Here is a 24941-nt window from a genome sequence, read left to right on the forward strand (position 1 = left end):
TATACAATCGTATATACAAGCGACTATCGAAAAAGATGCGATGGAGTGGAACGCCGGAGGGTAGCGGACGCAAACCGACTACTACACGGATTCCAAGGATGTCAGACAGGTTCGATCGTGAATCGTTCGATGGACTCGAATGGGACGAGGACAAGAAGAATTCAAACCTCGTCAAGCATGGAATCGACTTTGAAGATGCAATTGAGGTTTTCGATAGACCGCTTCTTCTTCGTCGATCCGATCGCCACAATGAGGAACGCTGGCTCGCGATAGGTATCTTGGAGGAGAGGCTGATTGCCGTCGCCTTTACGCGGCGCGCAAACATCCTTCGAATAATCTCCGCACGCCGCGCACGGAAAAATGAAGAAAGAGCGTATCGTAACAAGGGCATGGGGCGATCGCCGCAAGGGTAAGACTGACTGGGCGCGCGTCGATGCACTGACCGATGAAGACATTGCCAAGGCGGTCGCAGAGGATCCTGATGCTGCCCCCATCGACATCGATTGGTCGGACGCCGTGCTGGTGATCCCTCCGAAGAAAAAGGCCATCTCCATCCGCGTCGACGAGGACGTCCTCGATTTCTTCAAGCGCGAGGGCGAGGGCTATCAGCGGCGCATGAATGCGGTGCTGCGCTCCTACATGCAGCAGAAGTCCAAGCCGAAGAAGCGCGCCTGATCCGGAGCGAAAGCTGGTAAAAGAGGCCTTGAACCGCGCCCGGTTCCACGCTTCCATACCCCCCATGTTCAGGACCTTTCGAGGCGGCCAGAGCGGGGGCTGGCGTGTGACCTCGATTTCGCCTGTGACGGGCGAGCCCCTGCCCTTCGTGCCGGCGCTGTCGGTCACCGACAGCGAAGCCGTCTCGTTGCCGCTGGTGCCCTCGCGCAATGCCTGGCGGCTGGTCGGCGTCACGAGCAGCTTGCGTTACACCGAGCGGCCTGAGAAGGAGCAGCTCGTAGCTGTGCAGGCCGGCCTCGGCCGGTTAGAGGCGACCAGCGCAGCGCTGATCCCGATCCGCAAGTCGCAGGCCTGGTGGGAGCTGACGCAAGAAGAGCGGCGCAAGATCTTCGAGGACAGATCGCACCACATCGCGAGCAGCCTGCGCTACCTGCCCGCGATCGCGCGGCAGCTCTATCATTGCCGCGACCTCGGCGAGCCCTTCGACTTCCTGACCTGGTTCGAGTTCGCACCGGTTCATGCCGAGTTGTTCGAAGAGCTGGTGGCGATGCTGCGACGGACCGAGGAGTGGAGTTACGTCGAGCGCGAAGTCGACCTGCGCATGGTGAAGGAGGTGCTGTCGGCTTAGTAGTCGAGGAAGCGGCCGGACTCTATGCGCGGCAGATCGGTGACGGGCCAATTGTAGATGTAGGTCCAGGCCGTCTCGGTGGTGCCGTCCGGCAGTGTCACGTCGATCAGCCTGCGCAGATATTCGGTCGGCTCCGGAAAGCCCTCGCCGCAGGCCTCATACATATCGAGCTCGCGCAAGAGCTCGTCGCCCGCCCGCAAGTGAAAGAGCTCGCCATGAACGATGTCGGACGGCGCGTCCGACAGCAGCAGCCCCGGATAATGCTTCACTAGGACGAGCCTGCCGCGGCAGGTCGCTTCCCCAGGAAATCCGCATGAGCCGCAAGCAGCCGCGCCATCGGATGATCAAAGCCGCGCATCAGGGTGCCGTAGACGAAAAGTCGATCGGTGGTCATGGGGAATCTATAACTGGCAATGATGCGGAACGACAGCGCCACATATTCGCTGTCGTCCTGGCGAAGGCCAGGACCCATAGCCACCGAACGCAGCAATGGGCAATCTGATCGCCCCAGTTTCGGGCCACACGGGCAGCCGGGGTAATGGGTCCTGGCCTTCGCCAGGACGACGATGTGTAGGCAATGACGCTCTCAGCGGCATCCTCGGTGAAGCATGGTGATTTGAAGCGAACCAATCTATACCGATTTCCCATCGACTTTCAGGGCGACTTTTTTCCATAGGCAATCAGGATGGCTTTAGACACCGCCGACGCGACCGATCAGCTCCTCGGCGAGGGCGACATTGCGCCGGTGCACGAGGTGAATACGGGAGGCCAATCGCCCTTCCTGCTCACCGCGGATCACTACGGACGGGTGCTGCCGGGCGCGCTGGGCGATCTCGGCATCGCGGAAAGCGATCTTGTCAGGCACATTGCCTGGGACATCGGCATCGCCGGCGTCGCCGAGCGGCTCGCAAAAATGCTCGACGCGCATCTGATCGCGCAGCGCTACTCGCGGCTCGTGATCGATTGCAACCGCCCGCCCGCCGTGGCGAGCTCAATTCCCGTGATTTCCGAAGCCACCGCGATCCCGCGCAACGAGGGCATTTCGGAATGGGAGCGCGAGGCGCGGCGGCGCGAGATTTTTGTGCCCTATCATCATCGCATTGATGCCGCGATTGCCCGCCGCCTGCACGGCAAGCAACCGACGGTGCTGGTGTCGCTGCACAGTTTTACGCCGGTCTATGCCGGCGTCGCGCGGCCCTGGCACATCGGCGCCCTGTATAACCGCGACACCGTGCTGCCGCAGCTGCTCTTGAAACATCTCCGCGCTGAAAGCGACCTCGTCGTCGGCGACAACGAGCCCTATGCGGTAAGCGACCACACCGACTACACCATCCCCGTGCACGGCGAGGCGCGCGGCCTCGTCAACACCGGCATCGAGATCCGCCAGGATCTGATCGCCGACCAGTCCGGCCAGCAGCAATGGGCCGAGCGGCTGGCGCGGATCTTTGCCGAGATCGAGGTCGAGCTGAAGGCGGAGCTGTTGGTGTAGGTCTCACTTCGCCCTTGTCAGCGCCAGCCAGATGCCGCCGCCAATCATGAAGCCGCCGGAGATGCGCGACATCATGCGCGTGCGGCGCGCCGAGAAGAATTTGCGGGCGCGTCCGGCGGCGATGGCGTAGAGCGCGTCCGTCATGACCGCCGTGACCATGAAGGTGGCGCCCAGCAGTGCGACTTGCGGAACGTGCGGCTGGTTCATGTCCATGAACTGCGGGATAAAGGCGCCGAAGAACACCAGGACTTTCGGGTTCGACAGCAGCACCAGAAATCCTTGCAGGAAGAAGCCGCCGCGCGGCGGCGGAGGCGGCGCGTCGACGCCGACGCCCTCGACCGGCGCCCAGATCAGCCTGATGCCGAGCCAGACCAGATAAGCGGCGCCGGCAAAGCGCACCCAGTCGAACCAGTAGCCCATGGTCGCCATCAGCGAGGTCAGGCCGACCGCGACGACGCCGATCACGATGGCGAGACCAGCTTGCGCGCCGGCGACATTGGTCAGTGCTGCACGCGTGCCGTGGCGCAGGCCGTTGGCGATGACGAGGGTGACGATCGGCCCCGGCAGCAGCGCCAGCGCAATGCAGGCGGCGACGAAGGCGAGATAGGCTTGCATGGACATCATGAGGAGGACTCGCTGCGGTTTGTACGCATTAATGCATGGCGGAGGCGGGAACGGAAGGCTCCTCAATCACAGCCGTCATGCCCCGCGGAGGCGGGGCATCCAGTAAGCCGCGGCCTCTCGGTATCCCCACCAGCGTCTCTGGAATACTGGATCCCCGCCTTCGCGGGGATGACAGCGGAGAATGTGGAAGCGGGCGCACCAACATCACCTTCCATCGAGCGCGGCGACCATCCATTGCTTCATCTCCTCCGTTTCTAGAAACGCTAGCGTCGCGCGCTGCAAGGCGTTCGCATCGCCCGCGCCTTGCGCGACCGCGACGAGCAGATCGCAGCGGCGCGACAGCGCGAGACCGGCGGCGGCGCGACGAACGCCATCGGGCATGTCGACATCGTAGCGCCTGGCGCGACCGCGCATCTCGCCAAACCCCACCTCCTCACCCGGTGCGGCCGCCGCAAACCGCGGGCTGATCAGATCGACGTCCGCAACACGATCCACCTCATCATCGTCGGCGACACCGCGGTCGCAATTGCAGAAGCCGCGCTTGGCGCGCACGTAGAGCTCCGTGCCCGCGCAGGCGCCATCGCAGCGGAATGCACGGCCCACCGGCCAGCCATCGCGCGGAAACGGCCAGGCGATCTCGCGCCAATGCGCCAAGTCGTGCACCGGCGGCGGCGCGAGCTGATAGGCCCCGACACCGGACACACCACACGCGATCAGCGCTGCTGCTATCGCGACGCCGCGCCGCATCGTCAGTTCTTCGGCAGGCCGGCGACGGTGCGCGCCGGTCCTGTCAGCTCGAGGATATGCAGGCCGGTATTGGCGCGATCGACGATGTAGATGTAGCCGCGGTCGTCGGTTTCGACATTGTTGGTCTGGATCGCGACCTTGCAGCGCTCGCCGCCTTCGACCGGGATGCAGCGCTTGTCGGTGGCAGCCGTGATCGACGGAATGAAATAGCCGACTTCCTTGGGGTGATAGGGATCGCGGATATCGAGCGCGCGCACGCCGGCATTGAAGAAGGCGATGAAGGCCATCTTCTTGTAGTAGACCGGCGCCATGCTCTCGTTGGAGGAATGCGAGCCGAAGCGGCCGCCGCGCTGGCAGAACTGCCCGCTCGCCTCCGGCACAGTGTAGCTCGAGATCATCATCGGCCGCGCCTCGGTGGTGACGTCGGCGAACCAGACCATCTGCCGCGCCTCGCCGCATTCGTTCAGGATGGCCTCGTCCACGATCATTACGATGTCGCGGGTCTTGCCGTCCTTGTCCTCGGCGAACTCGGCGATGGGCATATCGAGCATCGGGAACGTGGTGTGCGCGCCATTGAAGGCGGACATCGGCATGCGCGAAATCTCCGGATAGCGCAGATTGTCCGGCGTCGGCTCCTTCGGTCCGTTCAAGAGCTTTTCGCGATCGACGATCTGCAAGATGCCGCCCTTGTTGGTGCCATAGCCGAAATAGACGCGATTGCCATCGGGCCCGGTCGAGATCGGACCGTGCAATTCGGTCGGCACCGCGCCGGTCGAGCCGGGCTCCTGCCCGGGCAGGCCGAAGTCGCGGATCTTCTGCGGATGCGCGGGATCGGAGAGATCGTAGACCTGCGTCATCCGCCGCGTGCGCCAGTCCGGTGCGCCCGAAACGAGGAAGGCAATGCCGGTGTCGCACTCCCACCAGCTCTTATGCGTGTCCTTCAAACCGCCGATGCGGGTAATGAGCACGGGGCTGGCGGGATCCGTGACGTTCCAGATCTCATGCGCCTCGCTGCCGAAGGTGCGCAGCATGTAGACAGGGTTGGGATCACCCTTCGGCAACGCCTTGCCGTCGCAGACCCGCACCATCTGGGCACCGCCGGATTCGTACTTGCTCTTCCTGCCCCGGCAGATGCCGCAGGTATTTTGGATGTGCGGGATCGGTGACGTCGACAATGGACGTTCCGTTCGGTTCGGCCTTGCCCGTCATCGGATTGACGGACGCGGGCACGTCGTCGGTGCCGCCGTGATGGCCGATATAGGCGATCCAGCGATCGCCCTGATGATGGATGGTCGGTTGATAGGCGCTGCGCGCTTGGAGATCATTGGTGCCGACCAGCTTCATGTTGGAAGATTCCGGCGGCGCGCCGATCACTTGCTGCTTCTGGGCGTGAACGGCCGTGCTGCCAGCAAGAAAGACGAGGCAGGCAGCAGTCAAGACGCAACGGAACATGAAGTCCTCCCCGGAACCAATCTGCGTTGGCTGAGGCGTGAGGCTAGCACGGCTGATTGCACGCGACCAAAACACGATTTCTCAAGCCGCGCTTGACATGCAACCATTTGGTTGCCTATTATCTGACCATGGATGAGGTCTTCAAAGCGCTCGCCGATGCGTCACGACGCTCGCTCTTGGACAGGCTTCACGCCCGGAACGGCCAGACGCTGAACGAGCTCTGCGAGGGCCTTGCGATGACGCGTCAGGCCGTGACCAAGCACCTTGCCATTCTGGAGGAGGCCAACCTCGTCACCACCATCAGGCATGGCCGCGAGAAGCTGCACTATCTCAACCCCGTGCCGATCCATCAGATCGGCGAACGCTGGATCAGGAAGTTCGAGCGCGGCAAGCTCGCCGCGCTCAGCGAGTTGAAACGTCAGTTGGAGAAGCGCGATGAGTAAGCCGGAGTTCGTCTACGTCACCTATATCGAGACCACGCCGGAGAAGGTCTGGGAGGCGCTGACCAACAGCGCGTTCACGCGGCAGTACTGGTTCGACACCGAAGTCAGGTCCGATTGGAAGGTCGGCTCGCCCCTTGCCCTCGTGATGGGCGGCAAGGTCACGGACACCGGCGAGATCCTCGAGGCTGACCGTCCGCGGCGGCTCTCCTATACGTTCAAGCACGAACTGATGGAGGAGATGCGGAACGAGGCGGCGACGAAAGTCGTTTTCACCATCGTGCCTCACGGCAATCTCGTGAAGCTGACGGTGACGCATGAAGGCTTCGCCGCCGGCAGCAAGCTGCTCGACGGCATCTCCAAGGGTTGGCCCGCGATCCTGTCCGGGCTCAAGAGCCTGCTGGAGACCGGCAGGGCGCCCACGATTCCGCCCGCTGCGCTCGGTATCGAAGGATTTGAGTGATGAGCCTCGATCAATTCACGCCGCTCACCGTCTACACCATCTACATCGCCTCCACGCCGGAGAAGGTATGGGAGGCGCTGACCTCGGCGGAGTTCAGCCGGCAATATTTCTTCGGCAATGCCGTCGAGGTCGAACCAAGGCTCGGCGGTGCGTTCATCGTGCGCACGCCCGATGGCGCCGTGCACATCAGCGGCGAGGTTCTCGCCTACGATCCGCCGCGAAAGCTCGCGGTCACGTTCAACGTGAACTGGCCCGATCTGATCGAGAAGCTTGGCCCGACCCTCGTCACCTACGAGATCGAACAGGTCGGAGATGCGGTCCGGCTCACCATGATCGAAGGCCACGATCGTCCGCTCAGCGATGACATTCTTGCAGGCGGGCGCTCCGGCTGGCCAGCGATCCTGTCCAGCCTCAAGAGCCTGCTCGAGACCGGCAAACCGCTGGTCGTCAAGCTGGGCCCGCCGCAACGGATGCTCGATGCGCTGAAGGCGATGGGGATCAAGACGCCGTAGTTGCGGCAATCTCCGCTGTCGTCCTGGACAAGTGCCGCGAAGCGGCGCGCAGATCCAGGACCCATTGCCACCAAAGCCGATTTGGCGAAGGCTGGTCATGACCAGTTCGCGCCAAACTGCTCCCTGGGGTAATGGGTCCTAGCTTTCGCCAGGACGACTATGGAATCGGCACCACAAGCCGCCGATAGAGATGCCAGGTCGCATGCCCCAGCACCGGTAGCGTCACGATCAAGCCGAGAAAATAAGGCAGCGCCGAGACGATCAGCAGCATCACGATCACCGCGGCCCATGAGACCATCGGCAGCGGGCTCGTCACCACCGCGCGCACGCTCGTCACCATGGCCGTGACGAAATCGACGTCGCGGTCGAGCAGCAGCGGAAACGACACCACGGTCAACGAGAACAGGATCAGCGACAGCACGGCACCGACCGCGTTGCCGATGGCGAGGAACAGCAAGCCCTCGTTGGTCGTCAGCACCACCGTCATGAATTCCTGAAGGCTCGAGAACGAGGCGTGCAGGCCGAGCAGCAGCGCGATCAAGAGCCGCACCTGGTACATCCAGACCACGAACACGAACAGCGTCACGAACGCCATCCAGCCGATTTCGCTGCGCGAGCGCACGGCAGACCAGATCGCGCCGAAGGAGACGGGCTCGCCGCGCTCGCGGCGGCGGCTGACCTCATAGAGACCGATCGCGACGAATGGCCCGATCAGCGCGAAGCCCGCCGCCAGGGGATAGACCAGATAGACCATGCCGAACGCGGTGAGGCAGAGCATGATGACGATGCCGCCGGCGGCATAGAGCGCGCCGAAGCAGAGGCCGTAGAGCGGCAGCGCCTGGAAATCGCGCAGGCCCTCGACCAGCGCCTCGGCGATGTCGGTCGCCACGACCGGACGCACCACCGGATCAACCTTGCCCGAGATGGACATCAGCTCCCTCCCTCACGCGATCTTCGCCGCGTGTTGTTGGGCTGATGTTAGCTCGCTCTCGCGATCCTTGCATTGGAAGAGTTGACGGTCGGCTGATACCGCCATCCGCCACCGGAAAACTGGCGCTTGTCAGGCGCGCGATGTGAGCAGCAGCACCACACCGAGATTGGCCACGAACAGAGCCGCGTCGATGACGAAGATCCTGAGCATCGGGCCTTTCAGCACGGGCCAGTAAGCCACCCCGACGCGGCCGCCGCGCATCAGGACCGGAAGATTGTAGGCGAACTGGCTGAAATGGCAGGCGGCAAAGAACAGGAACAGCGCGAGCTGGGCCTCGACCGGCTGGAAGAAGGACGGACGCGCGGCCAGAAGATAGAACGACAACAGTCCAATAGGTAGATTCATCCCGCCAAGGAACGCGACGCTGGCCGCCAGGGTCGGCGCGATCGGATTGCTACGTTCTTCCCGCGGCAACAGGATCTTCAGCGTGTTGCGCTGGGCGATGCTGAACTGGATGAAGGCGCCGACGAACCAGAGCGTGTTGAGGAGCAGAACGATATCCGAAAAGCGCATGACTATTTTCCGTAAAAGGCTTCGCTGCGCACCACACGGCCCGCATCGTCGAAGTCCATGAACTCGCTGGCGCGTGTGTCGCCAAGCTGCCACCACACCGTCAGTCGCGCGATCGCCTCATCCCAGCTCCAGCCCAGGATCTTCAGGTCGGCGCTCTCGATGTGGCCATAGGCCTTGCGCCAATAGGCGCGGATGTTCTCGGCGCCCGTGACGAGTGGAGAGCCCGTCAGGGTGAGAGCGAGAGGACTGCGCATCTGCGCATCGTCGGCAAAATGCGCGACGACCGCATCGATATCGACCCTGCACCAGCTCGCGCACCATGCCGCGACAAATCGTTCGATGGTCGCGCGATTCATTGCCTGTGCACCCATGACCGGCGCCCTCCCTGGCTCGTTGGCCGGGAAAATGGCAAAGCCCGCACCTCATGTCAATTATATTGACTTGAGATTTCGATCAGTTGTTGTCGGCGATCGCCTCCATCACGCCCATCCATGCCACCGTACCCGGCGCGCCGACGCGGTCGAACGCTTCGCGCAGCACCTTGCGTTCGTGGTCCGATGCCCTTTGCTCGATGCGTTGTCCCGCCGCCGTGAGGCGCAGCAGTTTGGAGCGATGCTGCTCCGGCGAACGCTTCGACGTCACGAGCTTGCGCTCCAGCAGCAGGTTGAGCGGCCGGTTGAGGGCTTGCTTGGAAATGCCGAGGATCTCGATCAGCGACCCGATCGCGATATCGGGCCGGCGCGCCACCACGTAGAGGATGCGGTGGTGCGGACGCGACAGGCCCTGCTTCGCAAGATATGCGTCAGCCTCCAGCGTCATGCCGCGCCAGCCGTAATACATCAGCTCCAGCGCGGCATCCAGATCGTGCAACTTCGGCAGTGAGGCGCGGTGAAGCCCCGCGGCTTGAGGCGTCTTTGCCATTGTCAGAAGCTAACCTTTCGCCCGCAGCTCGCGCCGCAGCACCTTGCCGGTGGCGGTCATCGGCAACGTCTCCGCGAACGCGACGAAGCGCGGATATTCGTGAGCGGCGAGCTGCACCTTCACGAATTCCTGGATTTCGCGCGCGAGCGCGTCGCTGCCGGTAAAGCCGGGGCGCAGCACGATCCAGGCCTTGATCGATTCGGTGCGGATCGGATCGGGAATGCCGACCACGGCGGCCATCGCCACCGACGGATGCTTCATCAGCGTGTGCTCGATCTCGGACGGGCCGACGCGATAGCCGGCGGTGGTGATGACGTCGTCCTCGCGGCTGACATACCAGAAATAGCCGTCCTCATCCTGCACGCCGAGATCGCCGGTGAGCAGGAATTCGCCGGCATATTTCTTCGCCGTCGCCTCCGGGTTGCGCCAATATTCGAGCATGGTGACGGGACATGGCTGGCGCACGCCGATGATGCCGCGCTGTCCGCGCTTCTGCTCTTCGCCCTTGTCGTTGACGATGCGGACGTCGAAGCCCGGCGTCGCCTTGCCCATCGCGCCGGGGCGGATCGGAAACAGGTTGGAGTTGCTGCCGATCACGAGATTGCACTCGGTCTGGCCGAAGACTTCATGCGCATCGATGCCGAAGGTGTCGCGCACCCAGCCGAGCAATTCACCGCCGAGCGATTCACCGCCGGTAAAAATGCTGCGCAGCTTCACACCCGGATGTTTCACACCGGCCTGCCGCATCAGCTTCAGCGCGGTCGGCGGCAGGAAGACGTTACGCACGCCGAGGTCCGCCATCATCTGCATCGCCGCCTGTGGCTCGAATTTGCGCGCACGATGACCGACCAGGGGAATGCCGTGATACCAGAACGCCAGCAGGCCGTTGACGAGGCCGCCGATCCAGGCCCAGTCCGCCGGCGTCCACATGAGATCGCCGGGCCGCGGCAGGAAGTTGTGGCACATCTCGACGTTCGGCAGATGGCCGAGCACGACGCGGTGCGCATGCAGGGCGCCCTTGGGGTTTCCGGTCGTGCCCGAGGTATAGATGATCAGCGCGGGATCATCGGCGGAGGTGTCGACCCGCGTGAAGTCGGGCGAGGAAGCCTTGACCGAGTCCCAGAATGATTTCGCACCTGGCGGAATGCGCTCGCCGACGACATAGACATTCTTCAGCTCCGGCAGGCGATCGCGGATCTTTGCAAGCTTGTCCCAGCCGCCCTCGTCCGTGACGATCGCCTTGGCCTCGGAATTCGACAGGCGGAATTCCAGCGCATCCTCGCCGAACAGCGCGAACAGCGGGATCGAGATCAGGCCTGCGCGGAACGCCGCCATGTGCACGATCGGCAGCTCCAGCGACTGCGACAGGAACACCGCGACGCGGTCGCCGCGCGCGAGGCCATCCGCCGTCAGCACATTGGCGAAGCGGCGCGACATCTCGGCAACCTCGTCAAAGGACGTGCGCGTGGTGGCGCCGTTGTCATCGACATAGATCAGCGCGAGCCGGCCGGTGCCATCGGCATGACGATCGCAGCACGCCGCCGCCATGTTGAAGCGCGCGGGGATGTCCCAGCGGAAATTGCGATAGAGCTCGTCGTAGGTTGCGGCTTCGGTGAGCATGGGGTCGTTTCCACGGTCGGCGTCATGCCCGGGCTTGTCCCGGCCATCCACGTTCTTGTTCGTTGCCACCAGTTTAAGGCCATGGATGCCCGGGACAAGCCCGGGCATGACGCGCGAAGCGCCGGATGAGGGGGCTCTATCCGCGCGAACCAATGTGAGAGGCTCACTCGCGGAGAGAGACCCCTCGCCCGCCTCGCCATAGCCGATACAAAGCATCGGCGTTCTCAGCCGAAGGCCGCCTATGCCACCCTCTCCCACAAAGGGGAGAGCGGAAGAACGAGCTAGCCTGACAGCGCGGCCTTCACCAGGCCGGATGCCTTGCCGAAATCCATCTGTCCGGCGTACTTCACCCGCAACACTGCGATCACCTTGCCCATGTCCTTCATGCCGGCAGCACCAGTTTCAGCGATCGCACCCGAGATCGCCTTTTTCACCTCGTCGTCCGACATCTGCTTCGGCAGGTACGCCGAGATCACCGCGATCTCCTCGCGTTCCTGAGCGGCGAGCTCGGCGCGGCCGCCCTTGTCGTAGAGCTCGACCGCCTCCTGGCGCTGCTTGATCATCTTCTGCAACACGGCGAGGATGTCGGCGTCCGACAGCGGCGGCTTGCCGCTGCCGCGAGCGTCGATGTCGGCATTCTTGATGGTCGAGTTGACCATGCGCAGCGTGGACAGCTTGCGCTCGTCCTTGGCCTTCATGGCCTCCTTGACCGCATTGTTGATGTCGTCGCGCAGCATGGTCGGATCCTCTCAATCTGTCGCGCCTGATCTAAGCCGTTCGCGGGCAAGAGGCCATACCGGACCGGGCGCCGGTGCATTGTTTCCTTGCCAGGGCTCGAAATGGCTCAAAATTGCCAGTTCCGGCTTAAGTGCGTGAAGCCGCCCGCCAAATATGCAAAAACGCATGTGAATCCGGCTTCTCCCGCTTTGACGGCGGCGTTTGCGCAGACTATGAAACGCGCTCATGACACAACATGACAACGATCCTGCCTGGCCGGACCACAAACCGACCGCGCTCCTCGTGCTTGCCGATGGCACGGTGCTCGAAGGCTTTGGTCTCGGCGCCGAAGGCCACGCCGTCGGTGAAGTCTGCTTCAACACCGCGATGACTGGCTATGAGGAGATTTTGACCGATCCCTCCTATGCCGGCCAGCTCATCACCTTCACCTTCCCGCATATCGGCAATGTCGGCACCAACGAGGACGACATCGAGACGGTGAACATGGCGGCGACGCCCGGCGCGCGCGGCGTGATCCTGCGCACCGCGATCACCGATCCCTCGAACTACCGCGCCACCAAGCATCTCGACCAGTGGCTGAGGGCCCGGGGCATCATCGGCCTCTCCGGCATCGACACCCGCGCGCTGACCGCGCTGATCCGCTCGAAGGGCATGCCCAACGCCGTGATCGCGCATTCCAGGAGCGGCGAGTTCGACCTGCATGGCCTCAAGGAAGAGGCGCGCGAATGGCCGGGCCTCGAAGGCATGGACCTCGTGCCGATGGTCACCTCCGGCCAGCGTTTCACCTGGGACGAGACGCCCTGGCTGTGGGACAAGGGTTTTGGCCGCCAGGACGAGCCGGAGTTCAACGTCGTCGCCATCGACTACGGCATCAAGCGCAACATCCTGCGCCTGCTCGCCGGCGTCGGCTGCAAGGTGACGGTGGTGCCGGCGACGACCTCGTCCGAAGACATTTTGGCGATGAAGCCGGACGGCGTGTTCCTGTCGAACGGCCCTGGCGATCCCGCCGCCACCGGTAAATATGCCGTGCCCGTCATCCGGGATGTGATCAAGTCGGGCACGCCGACCTTCGGCATTTGCCTCGGTCACCAGATGCTCGGCCTCGCCGTCGGCGCCAAGACCAAGAAGATGCATCAGGGCCATCACGGCGCCAATCATCCCGTCAAGGACGAGACCACCGGCAAGGTCGAGATCACTTCGATGAACCACGGCTTTGCCGTAGATGAGACGACGCTACCGAGGGGCGCGACGCAGACCCACATCTCGCTGTTCGACGGCTCCAATTGCGGCATCCAGCTCGACGGCAAGCCGGTGTTCTCGGTGCAGTACCACCCCGAGGCATCCCCGGGCCCGCGCGACTCGCACTATCTGTTCCAGCGGTTCGCGGAGCTGATGCGGCAGAAGAAGAGCGCTTGAGGCACACTGCGGCTCTCGTGCCCCGGGCGCAGTACAGCGCGCCGCTTTTCGCGGCGTGATGCGCTGCTGAACCGGGGCCCACGCTGAGCTTTCTGGATCCCGGCTCAGCGACGCACCGCTGCGCGCTGCATCGCGTCTGGGACACGAACGGAACGCATTGCGGGCGACTCCGGTTGAACGAGCACGCGTTCTTTTCTCGGAGTCCCACCATGTCCGTCGTCCGCGACAAGGCCGAGCCGCTTGCCATCGTGTTCGAGGATGACGGGCTCGTGCCGAACAACATCCTCCCGTTCCTGGTTTACCAGAGCGCGGTGAAGCTCGATCCGGAGCATCCGGAGGAGACCATCGAAGCGCTGTTCGAAGCGAACGGCTGGGGCGGCACCTGGCGCAACGGCGTCTACGACTATCTGCACTATCATTCGACCGTGCATGAGGTGCTCGGCGTTGCGCGCGGCAGCGCTCGCGTCCGCTTCGGCGGCGATCATGGCCAGGAGCTACAGATCAAGGCCGGCGACGTCGCGATCCTGCCGGCCGGTACCGGCCACCAATGCATCAAGGCGAGCGACGATTTCTGCGTGATCGGCGCCTATCCGCCGGGCGCCAAGATGGAGATCACGCGCGCCACACCGGAGAACCACGCCAAGGCGCTAAAGACAATTCCCGAGGTCGCGATGCCGCCGGCTGATCCCGTGACCGGCAAGGATGGCGCGTTGATGCGGCTGTGGCGGTAGCCAAAACGCGGTGCCGTAGGGTGGGCAAAGCAACTCGTCCGCCGTAGCTCGAAGAGCCAAGGCGGAAGCGTGCCCACCAAACACATCGACCGTAAGGATGGATGGTGGGCACGGCGCGCAATGGCGCGCCTTTGCCCACCCTACGGCAGTTGCGTCCCCTACGCCGCGTTGCTGCCTTCCTGCCGTGTCGCTTCGAACAGGAACCAGGTGCGGCGCTCGGTCTCGTCGATGAAGATTTCGAGGATGCTGGCGCTGGCGACATCGCCGGCTTCGTCGCAAACATCGTGTGCCTTGCGCATCGCAGCGGCGACATGCTTGTTGTCCTGCATCAGCTCGCGCAGCATCTCGCGCGGCGGGACGTAGTTCTCGTTGTTGTCCTTGATGGTCTGGAGCTTTGCGACCTGGCCGATCGACTTCAGCGTGGTGCCGCCGATCTTGCGGACGCGCTCGGCGAGCTGGTCGGTGGTGGCGAAGATCTGATCGGACTGCTCGTCGAGCAACAAATGGTAATCGCGGAAATGCCGGCCGCTGATGTGCCAGTGGAAATTCTTGGTCTTGAGATACAGCGCGAACGCGTCGGCCAGAAGCACGTTGAGCGCCTCCGAGACCTTCTTGACCCCATCGGGCGACAGATCGGTGGGGGTGTCGAGATCGGGCGAGACCTTGTTGTTGGTTTTGCTCACGGGAGACCTTCCTGTTAGGAGGCGGACATTGACGGCGCGCCGTCGCGCCCCTAACGCAAGGCGGGCAGGGCCGGTTCCTTTTAGCGGAACCATTTGGCCGGGACCCTCGAGTACCATGGACGATTGGATCGATTATTACGACTCCACGCATACGATCTATGTCAGCAAGCTGCATCGCGACTTGCACTTCCAGATCATTGCGCGGGACATCATCGGCTATATCCCCTCGCCCGAGGCGGTAGTGCTGGACTATGCCTGCGGCGAGGCGCTGTCGGCGAACCAGGTGGCATCCGCCTGCGGCACGCTGATCCTGGCGGAGCCCGCGCCCGGGGTGCGCGGCCGACTGATCGCGCGGTTCGCCCCGAACACCAAGATCCGGTGTCCGCTCGCTCGACGATGTCCGCAAGATGCAGGACCAGTCGGTCGATCTCGTCGTGATGAACTCGGTCGCGCAATACATGACGCCGGAGGAGCTCGATGCCGCCCTCCTCAACATCCGCCGGATCCTGAAACCCTCCGGCAAGCTGGTGCTCGGCGATATCCTCCAGCCCAATGTCGGCATGGTGAGGGACGTGATGGCGCTGCTCGGCTTCGGCCTGCGGCACGGTTTCCTGAAAGACGCGCTGGTCGGGCTGATCAGCACCGCGCTGTCGGATTACCGCCAGTTGCGCACGCGCATCGGGCTGCAGCGCTACAGCGAGGCGGAGATCACCGCCAAGCTGACCGCGGCCGGGTTCGTGGTCCAGCGCGCACACGGCAATATCGGCCACAATCGCTGGCGCATGACCTTCGTCGCGCGGCCGCCTCTTATTCGTTAAGCATAACAATCAGCCGTTGTGGCTTGTCGCACTGCAATCGGTAATGATCGCCCTGGCCCGGTGGCGGAAGCGTCTACGCGAGGGCGGTGCAACGCTCTTCATCCTGGTTCAAATCCAGGCCGGGTCTCCACGCTTCGCCCCTGCGGGGCTACGCGTGGCGCAGCCACGTGCAGGCCCGCAGGGGCGAAGCGTGTCCGGCGCAGCTGAAGCGAAGCGGAAACGTAGACAGACTGTATCCGCGGCTCAATCTGCCTCAATCAGATCGCACTCGGACAGAAGCTGAAGCCGGCCGGCATCCCTCGCCGCGGAATTGATGACGGCATCGAGCAGGCCGGGGAAGCGCGCGTCCAGATCCTCGCGGCGCAGCCGCATGAAGCGGTTGGTTCCGGCCACGCGGGTCTGCATCAGCCCACATTCGCGCAGCTTGGCGAAGTGATAGGCGAGGTTGGACTTGCCGCCGAGGCCGCTGAAATCGCCACAACAGAGTTCGCTGCTGACACGTTCTTGCTGCGCGAGCTGATAGACGATCGCCAATCGGATCGGATCGCTCAGGCAATCCAGGACCATCGGCAGCTCGATCTGCTCGCGGGTCGGATGAAGAGGCGTGCGGCTCATGGATCAATCATAGCAAAAAGGCCGCGATGTTCAATAGTTCTTGAACCAATTGACTCTGGATCAAGCCAACCAATAGTTCAATAAACGTTGAACATAAGGATTTCTCCCATGAGCGTGTTCTGGCTGGCCCTGGCGGCCTTCGCGATTGGCACGGAAGGCTTTGTCATTGCAGGACTTTTGCCCGCGATCGCCACCGACCTCACGATTTCGGTCTCCGCCGCCGGGCAACTGGTCACGGCTTACGCCCTCACCTATGCCGTGGGCTCGCCGATCCTGGCGGTGACGCTCAACAACATCGACCGCCGCACCGTGCTGGCGCTGGCACTGACGACCTTCATCGCCGGGAACCTTGCCGCGATGGTGGCATCCAACTACGCCCTGCTGCTGGCCTCGCGCATGCTGATGGCGCTGGGCTCCGGGCTGTGCATGCCGACGGCGCTCGCGGTGTCCGTGGCGGTGGCCTCGCCCGAACGGCGCGGACGTGCGGTGGCCCTCGTCACCTCGGGCCTCACGGTCGCGACCGTCATCGGCGTTCCCCTGGGCAATCTCGTCGGCAGCCTGCTCGGCTGGCGCGCGACCTTTGCCATGGTCGCGCTGATCAGCGCCGTTGCGCTCGCAGGCCTCCTGCTCGGCCTGCCCAAAGGCCTGCCGCGCAACACGGCCTCGCTCAGCGAGCGGCTGGCGGTAGCGCGTCACAGCAACGTGCTGGTCGCGCTTGTGATCACCATTCTCTGGGCACTCGGCGGCTTCACCGTGTTCACCTATTTCGCGATTCCGCTGCGCGGCCTCGGCTTCGATGCTTCGCAGATCAGCCTGGCGCTGCTGGTGTTCGGCGGCGCCGCCGCGATCGGCAACATGCTCGGCGGCGTCCTGGCCGACCGGCTCGGCACGCTCGCCACCGCCACCGTCGGGCTCGCCGGCATGGCGAGCGCGCTGATCCTGCATTCGCTGGTCCTGAAGCTGATGCCGGGACAGGCGCATTATGCGGTGCTGGGCGCGATCTTCCTCTGGGGCCTCTCGGGCTGGGCGTTCTATCCGGCGCAGATCGCCAGCATCATCCGGATCGAGCCGCAGGCCTCGATGATCGCGCTCTCGCTCAACGCTTCCGCGATGTATCTCGGCTTCGCGATCGGCGGCGCGCTGGGCGGCGCGGTGCTGGCCACCCTCTCGCCCAACGACCTCGGCTGGATCGGCGGATCGAGCGTTGCGGCCTCGCTTCTGGTGCACCTCGCCCGCGGCTGGCAGGCGCGGCCAAAACCGGTCAAAATTGCCGGTTGATGGGCGTTTTTCGGGGTTTCGCCGCCCCGAAAACTGGTCTAAGACCCACCCGCGCGCGAGGGAGACCCCGCGCTCTCGCACAAGGGGACGCGCGGCAAGCGCGCCCTTTTTTTGTGCCCAAATTCCAGTCCGGCGAGAGTTGATGCCCAAACGTACAGACATCACCACCATCCTCATCATCGGCGCCGGTCCCATCGTGATCGGCCAGGCCTGCGAGTTCGACTATTCGGGCACACAGGCGGTGAAGACGCTGAAGGAAGAGGGCTATCGCATCGTCCTCGTCAATTCCAACCCGGCCACCATCATGACCGACCCGGAATTGGCCGATGCGACCTATATCGAGCCGATCACGCCCGAGATCGTCGCCAAGATCATCGAGAAGGAACGCCACGTCATTCCCGGCGGCTTCGCGCTGTTGCCGACCATGGGCGGCCAGACCGCGCTGAACTGCGCGCTGTCGCTGCGCCGGCAGGGCACGCTGGAGAAGTTCGACGTCGAGATGATCGGCGCCACCGCCGACGCGATCGACAAGGCCGAGGACCGCCAGCTCTTCCGCAATGCCATGGAGAAGATTGGGCTGCAGACGCCGAAGTCGCGGCTCGCCAACGCGTCCGAACTGAAGAAGTCGTTCCGTGACAAATACCACGCCGAACGCGAGAAGCTGTCGGGCGCGGCTCTCGAAGAGCTCGACCGGCAATGGACTCTCGGCGAAGGCGACCGCCGCAAGCGCTATCAGGAATATGCGCTGGGCCAAGCGATGATGGCGCTCTCCGAGATCGGCCTGCCCGCGATCATCCGTCCCTCCTTCACGATGGGCGGTACCGGCGGCGGCATCGCCTACAACAAGGAGGAATTCCTCGACATCATCGAACGCGGCCTTGATGCATCGCCCACCAACGAAGTGCTGATCGAAGAATCTGTGCTCGGCTGGAAAGAGTACGAGATGGAGGTGGTGCGCGACAAGAAGGACAATTGCATCATCGTCTGTTCGATCGAGAACCTCGATCCGATGGGCGTGCACACCGGCAATTCCGTCACGGTGGCGCCGGCGCTGACGTTGACCGACAAGGAATACCAGATCATGCGCGACGCCTCGCTGGCGGTGCTGCGCGAGATCGGGGTCGAGACCGGCGGCTCCAACGTGCAGTTCGGCGTCAATCCCGACGACGGCCGCATGGTCGTCATCGAGATGAATCCGCGCGTGTCGCGCTCGTCCGCACTGGCCTCGAAGGCCACCGGCTTTCCGATCGCAAAGGTCGCCGCCAAGCTCGCGGTCGGCTACACCCTCGACGAGATCGCCAACGACATCACCGGCGGTGCCACGCCGGCCTCGTTCGAGCCGACCATCGATTACGTCGTCACCAAGGTGCCGCGCTTCGCCTTCGAGAAATTCCCGGGTGCCTCCACCACGCTGACGACCTCGATGAAGTCAGTCGGTGAAGTCATGGCGATCGGCCGCACCTTCCAGGAAAGTCTTCAGAAGGCCTTGCGCGGGCTCGAGACCGGATTGACCGGCCTCGACGAGATCGAGATCGAAGGGCTCGGCCGCGGCGACGACAAGAACGCAATCCGCGCCGCACTCGGCACGCCGACGCCGAACCGGCTGCTCCAGGTCGCCCAGGCGATGCGGCTCGGCTGGTCGAACGAGGACATCTTCAACTCCTGCAAGATCGATCCGTGGTTCCTCGGCGAAATGCGCGGCATCGTCGACATGGAGGAGAAGGTTCGCAAGAACGGCCTTCCTGGCAATGCCTTCGGCATGCGCACCCTGAAGGCCATGGGCTTCTCCGATGCGCGCCTCGCGGTGCTCGCCGAGACGACGGAAGCGGAGGTGACGGCGAAGCGCCACGCGCTCGGCGTTCGCCCCGTCTACAAGCGCATCGACACCTGCGCGGCCGAATTCGCCTCCCCCACCGCCTATATGTATTCGACCTATGAGGCGCCGTTTGCGGGCACGCCTGCGGACGAGAGCACCCCGTCCGACATGAAGAAGGTCATCATCCTCGGCGGCGGGCCGAACCGCATCGGCCAGGGCATCGAGTTCGACTATTGCTGCTGTCACGCCTGCTTCGCGCTGCATGACGCCGGCTACGAATCCATCATGGTCAACTGCAACCCGGAGACCGTGTCGACCGACTACGACACGGCCGACCGGCTCTATTTCGAGCCGCTCACCGCCGAGGACGTGCTGGAGATCATTGCCAAGGAGCGCAGCAAGGGCACGCTGCACGGCGTGATCGTGCAGTTCGGCGGTCAGACCCCGCTGAAGCTGGCGCACGCGCTGGAAGCCGCCGAAGTGCCGATCCTCGGCACCTCGCCGGACGCCATCGACCTTGCCGAGGACCGCGACCGCTTCAAGCGCGTGCTCGACAAGCTCAGGCTCAAGCAGCCGAAGAACGGCATCGCTTATTCGGTCGAGCAGGCGAGGCTCGTCTCCGCCGATCTCGGCCTGCCGCTGGTGGTGCGCCCGTCCTATGTGCTCGGCGGCCGCGCCATGCAGATCATCCGCGAGGAGAACCAGCTCAACGACTATCTGCTCGGCACGCTGCCGGAGCTGGTGCCGGCCGACGTCAAGGCGCGCTATCCCAACGACAAGACCGGGCAGATCAACACCGTGCTCGGCAAGAACCCGCTGCTGTTCGACCGCTATCTGTCGGATGCGACCGAGGTCGACGTCGACTGCCTCTGCGACGGCAAGGACACTTTCATCGTCGGCATCATGGAGCACATCGAGGAAGCCGGCATCCATTCCGGCGATAGCGCCTGCTCGCTGCCGCCGCACTCGCTCGATGCCGGGATGATCGAGGAGCTGAAGCGACAGACCCGCGAGCTCGCGCTCGGCCTCGACGTGGTCGGCCTGATGAACGTGCAATACGCCATCAAGGACGGCGAGATCTACGTGCTGGAAGTCAATCCGCGCGCCTCGCGCACAGTGCCGTTCGTCGCCAAGGTGATCGGCACGCCGGTCGCGAAGATCGCCGCGCGCATCATGGCCGGCGAGAGGCTCGACGACTTCAAGCTGAAGAAGGCAGAGCTCAAGCACGTCGGCGTCAAGGAATCGGTCTTCCCCTTCGCCCGCTTCCCCGGCGTCGACACGGTGCTCGGCCCCGAGATGCGTTCGACCGGCGAAGTGATGGGCATCGACCGCTCGTTTGCGGTGGCGTTCGCCAAGAGCCAGCTCGGCGGCGGCACGCGGGTGCCGCGCAAGGGCACGGTGTTCGTCTCGGTTCGCGAGAGCGACAAGACGCGCATCGCCGACGCCGTTCGCGAGTTGCATTCGCTCGGCTTCAAGGTGCTGGCGACGTCGGGCACTCAGCGCTTCCTGACCGATCAGGGCATCCCGACCGAGAAGGTGAACAAGGTGCTGGAGGGCCGGCCGCACATCGTCGACGCCATCACCAATGGCGACGTCCAGCTCGTCTTAAACACCACCGAAGGCCCGCAGGCGCTCGCCGACAGCCGCTCGCTGCGGCGCGCGGCCCTCTTGCATAAAGTGCCGTATTACACCACTCTTTCCGGGGCCGTAGCGGCCGCGCAGGGCATCCGCGCCTATCTTGGCGGGGACCTTGAGGTTCGTACCCTGCAGAGCTACTTTTCGGAAACCTGATCGCTAGCGGGGGGCCAAGCCTTGAGGGCTCAAGCTTTCCGCTAAGTGATTGGCAATGAAGCCACAATGGCCGGAGGAACTGTCCGGCCATGGGGGTGTTCTGTTCCGACGCTAAGCCCATATCTGTCAACGTCCGGCGGCCCGCGTGTCGAGCCCCGGAAAGACCGACGAATCAAGGTTGGGCGCTCATTCATGTTCTGGGACGCGCGACCGAAGGACGAGAGAGAAGATGGAAAAGGTTCCGATGACTTCGGCCGGATTTGCCGCGCTCGGGGAAGAATTGAAGCATCGCCAGTCCGTGGATCGTCCGCGGATCATCGAGCATATCGCGGAGGCGCGCTCGCACGGAGACCTGTCGGAGAACGCGGAATATCATGCCGCGAAGGAAGAGCAGTCCCACAATGAAGGCCGCATCGCCGAGCTCGAGGACAAGCTCGCGCGCGCCGACATCATCGACATCTCGAAACTCTCCGGCGACACCATCAAGTTCGGCGCCACCGTGACGCTGGTCGACGAGGACACCGAGAAGAAGACGGTGTGGCAGATCGTCGGCGAGGTCGAGGCCGACGCCAAGAAGGGCCGCATCTCCATCACCTCGCCGCTCGCCCGCGCACTGATCGGCAAGAAGAAGGGCGCCTCCGTCGAGGTCAACACGCCGGGCGGCGCCAAGGCGTATGAGATCACCAAGGTGGAGTGGCGGTAAGGATTTGCCGTTGCCTGTGACGACGTTTCGAAAAGGCCGCGCACTGCGCGGCCTTTTTTGTGTCTGCTCGGTGCCCGAGATGAATTCGCGCTCTCTCCACTCGTCATTGCGAGCGGAGCGAAGCAATCCAGACTGCCTCCGCGGAAGACTCTGGATTGCTTCGCGGAGCCTGTCATCGGGCCGCGCTTCGCGCGGACCCGTTGGCTCGCAATGATGGAGCAGGCGCTACCTTCGTCCCTTCACGTCCAGCGGCACCGCCGCCTCGTATTTCGAATTATGCAGAACCAGCGACGTGCGCACGTTGCGGACATGGGGCGCGGCGGTCAGGTGGGTGACGAAATCCTGGAAGGTCGCCATGTCGGGGGCGACGCATTTCAGGATGAAATCGACCTCGCCCGACAGCATCCAGCATTCCCGCACCAAGGGCTCGGCGCGGACGAATTCCTCGAAGGCGCGCAAATCCGTCTCGGCCTGGCTGGACAGGTGTACGGCCGCGAACACGGTGACGTCGAAGCCGAGCTTGCGGGCGTCCAGGAGGCCCCTATAGCCGTGGATGTAGCCCTCCTCCTCCAGCGCCCGGACGCGGCGCAGGCAGGGTGGCGGCGAGATGCCGACGCGCTTGGCCAGTTCGACATTCGTGATTCGACCGTCGGCCTGAATCTCGGTGAGAATCTTCAGGTCGATCTCGTCTAGGTTCCGCGACACGTGATTGGAACTCCTGCCCTTTGCGGCGGTATTGGGTGGTTTGTCGCAATCGTCATACCCCAGTCCACGCGCGCAGCGCAATTTTATTGCGCGTGCAGCGCAATCGACTTTTGTTCCTTGTTGGAAAAATCCGCCGACAGGGAATGCAATTCTTGCATAGCTCACCAGAAGGCTTAGATTAGCTCTGATATTTCAGCGCCTCCGCGAGGCCTCCCGGCACGTTCCGCGCCCGCGCTGCAAAATCCCCCGTGAAAGGCGTCCATCGAAATGTCCGCTCCTGTTCATGCAAAGGTCATCATCATTGGCTCCGGCCCTGCCGGCTACACGGCGGCGATCTACGCCGCGCGTGCGATGCTCGAGCCGATCCTGATCCAGGGCATCCAGCCGGGCGGCCAGCTCACCATCACCACCGACGTCGAGAACTATCCGGGCTTCGCCGACGTGATCCAGGGCCCCTGGCTGATGGAGCAGATGGAGAAGCAGGCGGTCCATGTCGGCACCACGATCGTCACCGACCTGGTCACCAAGCTCGAGACCGCGCAGCGGCCGTTCCGCCTTACCTGCGACAGCGGCGATGTCTATCTCGCCGACACCGTCATCCTCGCCACCGGCGCCCAGGCGCGCTGGCTCGGGCTGCCCTCCGAAGCGAAATTCCAGGGCGGCGGCGTGTCAGCCTGTGCCACCTGCGACGGCTTCTTCTACCGCAACAAGGAAGTCGTGGTGGTCGGCGGCGGCAACAGCGCGGTCGAGGAAGCCCTGTACCTCACCAACCATGCCTCGCAGGTTACCATCGTGCATCGTCGCGATCACTTCCGCGCCGAGCGCATCCTGCAGGAGCGTTTGTTCAAGCACCCGAAGATCAAGGTGGTCTGGGACTCAGCCGTCGACGAGATCTGCGGCACCGAGAACCCGAACAAGGTCACCCATGTCCGCCTCAAGAACGTCAAGACCGGCGCGCGCAGGGACCTGAAGACCGACGGCATCTTCATCGCCATCGGCCACGCGCCGGCGACCGAACTCGTCAAAGGCCAAGTCAAGCTCAAACCGTCGGGCTATGTCGAGGTCGCCCCGAACTCGACCGCCACCTCGGTGCCCGGCCTGTTCGCCGCCGGCGACGTCGCCGACGAGACCTATCGCCAGGCCGTGACGGCCGCCGGCCTCGGCTGCATGGCAGCGCTCGAAGCCGAACGTTTCTTGGCCCTGCGCGCCAGCGAGCGCGCCGCAGCGGAATAGAATCATGCCCCGAACACGCGACGGATTTACGGATATGGACTGGGACAAGCTGAAGGTGTTTCACGCGGCGGCGGAAGCGGGCAGCTTCACGCATGCGGGCGAGCAGCTCGGCCTGTCGCAATCGGCGGTGTCACGCCAGGTCTCGGCGCTGGAGCAGGAGCTCTCGGTCTCGTTGTTCCACCGCCACGCCCGCGGCCTGATCCTCACCGAGCAGGGCGACCTGCTGTTCCGCACTGCGCATGACGTATTCATGCAGCTGCAGGCGGCGCGCGCCAAGCTGACCGACAGCCGCGAGCGGCCGAGCGGCGACCTCAAGATCACCACGACGCCCGGCGTCGGCATCAACTGGCTGATCCCGCGGCTCGGCGAGTTCACTGCGCTCTATCCCGAGATCCGGATCTCGCTGATCGTCACCGATGAGGAGCTCGATTTGTCGATGCGCGAGGCCGACGTCGCGATCCGCACCCGCAAGCCGACGCAGCCCGATCTCATCCAGCGCAAGCTGTTCGCGATGGGCTTCCACGCCTATTGCTCGCCGGAATACATCAAGCGCTTCGGCACGCCGCGCACGCTGGAGGAGCTCGACTCTCATCGCATCATCACGCTTGCCGACGGCAACTTCGCGCCGCATCTGCAGAACCGCAACTGGCTGGTCGAAGCCGGTCGCAACGGGTCGGGGCCGCGCGAAGCCTATTTCAAGGTCAACAACATCCTCGGTCTCGTGCGCGCCTGCCAGCAGGGCCTCGGCATCGCCGCCCTGCCCGACTACCTCGTCGAGGAGCAGAGCAAGCTCGTGCAGCTGTTCGGTGAATCGGATTCGATCCAGCTCGATACCTATTTCGTCTATCCCGAGGAGTTGAAGACGGTCGCACGCGTGCAGGTGTTCCGCGACTTCGTGGTGAGCAAGGCGCAGCGCTGGCCGTCCTGATTTCCGCATGACTGACATGCGGCCTCGGCTGTTGCTGCAGGGCGCTCGTCAAGCTCATACTGTTTGCACGCTGAGCCTTCGCGTTGCGCATTTGTCCCCCTCCTCCAGTGGCGCGGGAGTTCAGTAATCCCTCTTGGAAGGTGATTGTGTCGGCCTCACGTGGCCAATACCTAAGCCGGGCCTTCGGGTCCGGCTTTTTTTCGTCAAAATGGTGCTTCGCCTTCCGCGTGTATTGACAGTTCCAGGCATACCCCGCATCATTTGCAAATGATCACGAAGTCGTGCGCACTCGTTTCGAAAAAAGGCCCCCATCTGGGGACCTCGGAATGTTGCGCGCGCTAGGCTGACTTCGTCATCGCGAGCTGATCCCGAAAACCCCGCCGCCTGGACGGGGTTTTTTCATGTGCCCTC

The 24941-nt window shown here is 63.8% G+C and carries 27 protein-coding genes, 1 tRNA gene and 2 pseudogenes; 16 read left to right on the plus strand and 14 right to left on the minus strand.

Annotated elements, in window-relative coordinates:
• Positions 1-98 precede the first annotated feature (98 nt).
• The 3 genes from ACSKB8_RS15415 (at position 99) to ACSKB8_RS15425 (ending at position 1303) form a co-directional block, all read left to right on the plus strand.
• On the plus strand, positions 99-413 hold the full coding sequence (locus ACSKB8_RS15415) for a BrnT family toxin (RefSeq protein WP_438105026.1): 315 nt from the start codon (positions 99-101) through the stop codon (positions 411-413).
• Positions 361-675 carry a BrnA antitoxin family protein gene (locus ACSKB8_RS15420; RefSeq protein WP_370986238.1) on the plus strand — a complete coding sequence of 105 codons (315 nt, stop codon included), beginning with the start codon at positions 361-363 and terminating at the stop codon, positions 673-675. Before ACSKB8_RS15415 ends, ACSKB8_RS15420 begins: the two co-directional genes overlap by 53 nt.
• A gap of 64 nt (positions 676-739) precedes the next feature.
• Positions 740-1303 (plus strand): chlorite dismutase family protein, encoded by a 564-nt coding sequence (locus ACSKB8_RS15425; protein WP_438105028.1) that lies wholly within the window; start codon positions 740-742, stop codon positions 1301-1303.
• Here the strand turns inward: ACSKB8_RS15425 and ACSKB8_RS15430 are convergent.
• A pseudogene (locus tag ACSKB8_RS15430) lies at positions 1300-1697 on the minus strand (gamma-glutamylcyclotransferase family protein). The gene ACSKB8_RS15425 and the pseudogene ACSKB8_RS15430 overlap by 4 nt on opposite strands.
• 291 nt (positions 1698-1988) lie before the next feature.
• On the opposite strand from ACSKB8_RS15430, the gene ACSKB8_RS15435 reads away from it, so the two are divergent.
• Entirely contained in the window at positions 1989-2792 is an 804-nt protein-coding gene (locus ACSKB8_RS15435; protein ID WP_438105030.1) for an N-formylglutamate amidohydrolase, read from the plus strand.
• Between the two features lie 3 nt (positions 2793-2795).
• Here the strand turns inward: ACSKB8_RS15435 and ACSKB8_RS15440 are convergent, their stop codons facing one another.
• The 4 genes from ACSKB8_RS15440 to ACSKB8_RS15455 all read right to left on the minus strand — a co-directional run bounded on the left by ACSKB8_RS15440 (position 2796) and on the right by ACSKB8_RS15455 (position 5537).
• Positions 2796-3416: a LysE family translocator gene (locus tag ACSKB8_RS15440; RefSeq protein ID WP_176946147.1), complete on the minus strand. Its 621-nt coding sequence runs from the start codon at positions 3414-3416 to the stop codon at positions 2796-2798.
• Positions 3417-3620: 204 nt separating this feature from the next.
• Positions 3621-4163, minus strand: a complete 543-nt coding sequence (locus ACSKB8_RS15445) for a hypothetical protein (RefSeq protein ID WP_438105032.1) — start codon at positions 4161-4163, stop codon at positions 3621-3623.
• A gap of 2 nt (positions 4164-4165) precedes the next feature.
• Positions 4166-5251 carry an LVIVD repeat-containing protein gene (locus ACSKB8_RS15450; RefSeq protein ID WP_438105034.1) on the minus strand — a complete coding sequence of 362 codons (1086 nt, stop codon included), beginning with the start codon at positions 5249-5251 and terminating at the stop codon, positions 4166-4168.
• Entirely contained in the window at positions 5211-5537 is a 327-nt protein-coding gene (locus ACSKB8_RS15455; RefSeq protein ID WP_438105036.1) for a hypothetical protein, read from the minus strand. The genes ACSKB8_RS15450 and ACSKB8_RS15455 overlap by 41 nt, the downstream gene beginning before the upstream one ends.
• Before the next feature lie 206 nt (positions 5538-5743).
• Here ACSKB8_RS15455 and ACSKB8_RS15460 point away from each other — a divergent pair, with 206 nt between their 5' ends.
• Genes ACSKB8_RS15460 through ACSKB8_RS15470 form a run of 3 tightly spaced genes read left to right on the plus strand, consistent with a single transcriptional unit; the run spans position 5744 to position 7030 of the window.
• Positions 5744-6058, plus strand: a complete 315-nt coding sequence (locus ACSKB8_RS15460) for an ArsR/SmtB family transcription factor (protein WP_091898771.1) — start codon at positions 5744-5746, stop codon at positions 6056-6058.
• Positions 6051-6518, plus strand: coding sequence for an SRPBCC family protein (locus ACSKB8_RS15465; protein ID WP_438105038.1), 468 nt, complete (start codon positions 6051-6053; stop codon positions 6516-6518). The genes ACSKB8_RS15460 and ACSKB8_RS15465 overlap by 8 nt, the downstream gene beginning before the upstream one ends.
• Complete coding sequence (locus tag ACSKB8_RS15470) at positions 6518-7030, plus strand: SRPBCC family protein (RefSeq protein ID WP_438105040.1); 513 nt, start codon at positions 6518-6520, stop codon at positions 7028-7030. The genes ACSKB8_RS15465 and ACSKB8_RS15470 overlap by 1 nt, the downstream gene beginning before the upstream one ends.
• Before the next feature lie 157 nt (positions 7031-7187).
• Here the strand turns inward: ACSKB8_RS15470 and ACSKB8_RS15475 are convergent, their stop codons facing one another.
• The 6 genes from ACSKB8_RS15475 to ACSKB8_RS15500 form a co-directional block, all read right to left on the minus strand.
• Positions 7188-7961, minus strand: a complete 774-nt coding sequence (locus ACSKB8_RS15475) for a DUF2189 domain-containing protein (protein WP_438105042.1) — start codon at positions 7959-7961, stop codon at positions 7188-7190.
• A 129-nt stretch (positions 7962-8090) separates the two neighbouring features.
• A complete protein-coding gene (locus ACSKB8_RS15480) occupies positions 8091-8534 on the minus strand; it encodes a hypothetical protein (RefSeq protein WP_438105044.1) in 444 nt (147 codons plus the stop codon).
• Positions 8535-8536: 2 nt separating this feature from the next.
• Positions 8537-8905: a nuclear transport factor 2 family protein gene (locus tag ACSKB8_RS15485; protein WP_438105045.1), complete on the minus strand. Its 369-nt coding sequence runs from the start codon at positions 8903-8905 to the stop codon at positions 8537-8539.
• An 82-nt stretch (positions 8906-8987) separates the two neighbouring features.
• A complete protein-coding gene (locus tag ACSKB8_RS15490; protein ID WP_438105047.1) occupies positions 8988-9455 on the minus strand; it encodes a MarR family winged helix-turn-helix transcriptional regulator in 468 nt (155 codons plus the stop codon).
• 9 nt (positions 9456-9464) lie between these two features.
• Entirely contained in the window at positions 9465-11075 is a 1611-nt protein-coding gene (locus ACSKB8_RS15495; RefSeq protein ID WP_438110545.1) for an acyl-CoA synthetase, read from the minus strand.
• A 281-nt stretch (positions 11076-11356) separates the two neighbouring features.
• The gene (locus tag ACSKB8_RS15500) at positions 11357-11812 is read right to left on the minus strand and encodes a GatB/YqeY domain-containing protein (RefSeq protein WP_438105049.1); all 456 of its coding nucleotides are present in this window, start codon (positions 11810-11812) and stop codon (positions 11357-11359) included.
• Positions 11813-12038: 226 nt separating this feature from the next.
• Between ACSKB8_RS15500 and carA the strand changes: the two genes are divergently transcribed.
• The gene (carA, locus tag ACSKB8_RS15505; RefSeq protein WP_438105051.1) at positions 12039-13229 is read left to right on the plus strand and encodes a glutamine-hydrolyzing carbamoyl-phosphate synthase small subunit; all 1191 of its coding nucleotides are present in this window, start codon (positions 12039-12041) and stop codon (positions 13227-13229) included.
• 209 nt (positions 13230-13438) lie between these two features.
• Positions 13439-13960, plus strand: coding sequence for a cupin domain-containing protein (locus tag ACSKB8_RS15510; RefSeq protein WP_438105053.1), 522 nt, complete (start codon positions 13439-13441; stop codon positions 13958-13960).
• A 158-nt stretch (positions 13961-14118) separates the two neighbouring features.
• Here ACSKB8_RS15510 and ACSKB8_RS15515 read toward each other — a convergent pair whose 3' ends face one another.
• Entirely contained in the window at positions 14119-14643 is a 525-nt protein-coding gene (locus ACSKB8_RS15515) for a Dps family protein (RefSeq protein ID WP_438105054.1), read from the minus strand.
• 115 nt (positions 14644-14758) lie between these two features.
• Here ACSKB8_RS15515 and ACSKB8_RS15520 point away from each other — a divergent pair.
• Positions 14759-15461: pseudogene (locus ACSKB8_RS15520) on the plus strand (class I SAM-dependent methyltransferase).
• A 54-nt stretch (positions 15462-15515) separates the two neighbouring features.
• Positions 15516-15591 (plus strand) — tRNA-OTHER (locus ACSKB8_RS15525).
• Between the two features lie 113 nt (positions 15592-15704).
• On the opposite strand, the gene ACSKB8_RS15530 is transcribed toward ACSKB8_RS15525, so the two are convergent.
• A complete protein-coding gene (locus tag ACSKB8_RS15530; protein ID WP_438105056.1) occupies positions 15705-16076 on the minus strand; it encodes an ArsR/SmtB family transcription factor in 372 nt (123 codons plus the stop codon).
• Positions 16077-16184: 108 nt separating this feature from the next.
• Here ACSKB8_RS15530 and ACSKB8_RS15535 point away from each other — a divergent pair, with 108 nt between their 5' ends.
• From ACSKB8_RS15535 to greA, 3 genes are all read left to right on the plus strand, one after another.
• Positions 16185-17354, plus strand: coding sequence for an MFS transporter (locus ACSKB8_RS15535; protein WP_438105057.1), 1170 nt, complete (start codon positions 16185-16187; stop codon positions 17352-17354).
• A 142-nt stretch (positions 17355-17496) separates the two neighbouring features.
• Entirely contained in the window at positions 17497-20961 is a 3465-nt protein-coding gene (gene carB, locus ACSKB8_RS15540; protein WP_438105059.1) for a carbamoyl-phosphate synthase large subunit, read from the plus strand.
• A gap of 229 nt (positions 20962-21190) precedes the next feature.
• A complete protein-coding gene (gene greA, locus ACSKB8_RS15545; RefSeq protein WP_027525218.1) occupies positions 21191-21664 on the plus strand; it encodes a transcription elongation factor GreA in 474 nt (157 codons plus the stop codon).
• 225 nt (positions 21665-21889) lie between these two features.
• Here the strand turns inward: greA and ACSKB8_RS15550 are convergent, their stop codons facing one another.
• Positions 21890-22369 (minus strand): Lrp/AsnC family transcriptional regulator, encoded by a 480-nt coding sequence (locus tag ACSKB8_RS15550; RefSeq protein ID WP_091886563.1) that lies wholly within the window; start codon positions 22367-22369, stop codon positions 21890-21892.
• Between the two features lie 267 nt (positions 22370-22636).
• Between ACSKB8_RS15550 and trxB the strand changes: the two genes are divergently transcribed.
• Positions 22637-23602, plus strand: a complete 966-nt coding sequence (gene trxB, locus ACSKB8_RS15555) for a thioredoxin-disulfide reductase (protein ID WP_370986257.1) — start codon at positions 22637-22639, stop codon at positions 23600-23602.
• Between the two features lie 4 nt (positions 23603-23606).
• Positions 23607-24530: a LysR family transcriptional regulator gene (locus ACSKB8_RS15560; protein WP_027575284.1), complete on the plus strand. Its 924-nt coding sequence runs from the start codon at positions 23607-23609 to the stop codon at positions 24528-24530.
• Positions 24531-24941 lie beyond the last annotated feature (411 nt).

The sequence above is a fragment of the Bradyrhizobium sp. BR 1432 genome, assembly GCF_051547705.1.
Classification (GTDB): domain Bacteria; phylum Pseudomonadota; class Alphaproteobacteria; order Rhizobiales; family Xanthobacteraceae; genus Bradyrhizobium; species Bradyrhizobium zhanjiangense.

Coding starts and splice junctions, on each gene's coding strand:
- ACSKB8_RS15415 (WP_438105026.1), top strand. CDS start 99: ATGTCAGACAGGTTCGATCGTGAATCGTTCGATGGACTCGAATGGGAC.
- ACSKB8_RS15420 (WP_370986238.1), top strand. CDS start 361: ATGAAGAAAGAGCGTATCGTAACAAGGGCATGGGGCGATCGCCGCAAG.
- ACSKB8_RS15425 (WP_438105028.1), top strand. CDS start 740: ATGTTCAGGACCTTTCGAGGCGGCCAGAGCGGGGGCTGGCGTGTGACC.
- ACSKB8_RS15435 (WP_438105030.1), top strand. CDS start 1,989: ATGGCTTTAGACACCGCCGACGCGACCGATCAGCTCCTCGGCGAGGGC.
- ACSKB8_RS15440 (WP_176946147.1), bottom strand. CDS start 3,416: ATGATGTCCATGCAAGCCTATCTCGCCTTCGTCGCCGCCTGCATTGCG.
- ACSKB8_RS15445 (WP_438105032.1), bottom strand. CDS start 4,163: ATGCGGCGCGGCGTCGCGATAGCAGCAGCGCTGATCGCGTGTGGTGTG.
- ACSKB8_RS15450 (WP_438105034.1), bottom strand. CDS start 5,251: ATGGTGCGGGTCTGCGACGGCAAGGCGTTGCCGAAGGGTGATCCCAAC.
- ACSKB8_RS15460 (WP_091898771.1), top strand. CDS start 5,744: ATGGATGAGGTCTTCAAAGCGCTCGCCGATGCGTCACGACGCTCGCTC.
- ACSKB8_RS15465 (WP_438105038.1), top strand. CDS start 6,051: ATGAGTAAGCCGGAGTTCGTCTACGTCACCTATATCGAGACCACGCCG.
- ACSKB8_RS15470 (WP_438105040.1), top strand. CDS start 6,518: ATGAGCCTCGATCAATTCACGCCGCTCACCGTCTACACCATCTACATC.
- ACSKB8_RS15475 (WP_438105042.1), bottom strand. CDS start 7,961: ATGTCCATCTCGGGCAAGGTTGATCCGGTGGTGCGTCCGGTCGTGGCG.
- ACSKB8_RS15480 (WP_438105044.1), bottom strand. CDS start 8,534: ATGCGCTTTTCGGATATCGTTCTGCTCCTCAACACGCTCTGGTTCGTC.
- ACSKB8_RS15485 (WP_438105045.1), bottom strand. CDS start 8,905: ATGGGTGCACAGGCAATGAATCGCGCGACCATCGAACGATTTGTCGCG.
- ACSKB8_RS15490 (WP_438105047.1), bottom strand. CDS start 9,455: ATGGCAAAGACGCCTCAAGCCGCGGGGCTTCACCGCGCCTCACTGCCG.
- ACSKB8_RS15495 (WP_438110545.1), bottom strand. CDS start 11,075: ATGCTCACCGAAGCCGCAACCTACGACGAGCTCTATCGCAATTTCCGC.
- ACSKB8_RS15500 (WP_438105049.1), bottom strand. CDS start 11,812: ATGCTGCGCGACGACATCAACAATGCGGTCAAGGAGGCCATGAAGGCC.
- carA (WP_438105051.1), top strand. CDS start 12,039: ATGACACAACATGACAACGATCCTGCCTGGCCGGACCACAAACCGACC.
- ACSKB8_RS15510 (WP_438105053.1), top strand. CDS start 13,439: ATGTCCGTCGTCCGCGACAAGGCCGAGCCGCTTGCCATCGTGTTCGAG.
- ACSKB8_RS15530 (WP_438105056.1), bottom strand. CDS start 16,076: ATGAGCCGCACGCCTCTTCATCCGACCCGCGAGCAGATCGAGCTGCCG.
- ACSKB8_RS15535 (WP_438105057.1), top strand. CDS start 16,185: ATGAGCGTGTTCTGGCTGGCCCTGGCGGCCTTCGCGATTGGCACGGAA.
- carB (WP_438105059.1), top strand. CDS start 17,497: ATGCCCAAACGTACAGACATCACCACCATCCTCATCATCGGCGCCGGT.
- greA (WP_027525218.1), top strand. CDS start 21,191: ATGGAAAAGGTTCCGATGACTTCGGCCGGATTTGCCGCGCTCGGGGAA.
- trxB (WP_370986257.1), top strand. CDS start 22,637: ATGTCCGCTCCTGTTCATGCAAAGGTCATCATCATTGGCTCCGGCCCT.
- ACSKB8_RS15560 (WP_027575284.1), top strand. CDS start 23,607: ATGCCCCGAACACGCGACGGATTTACGGATATGGACTGGGACAAGCTG.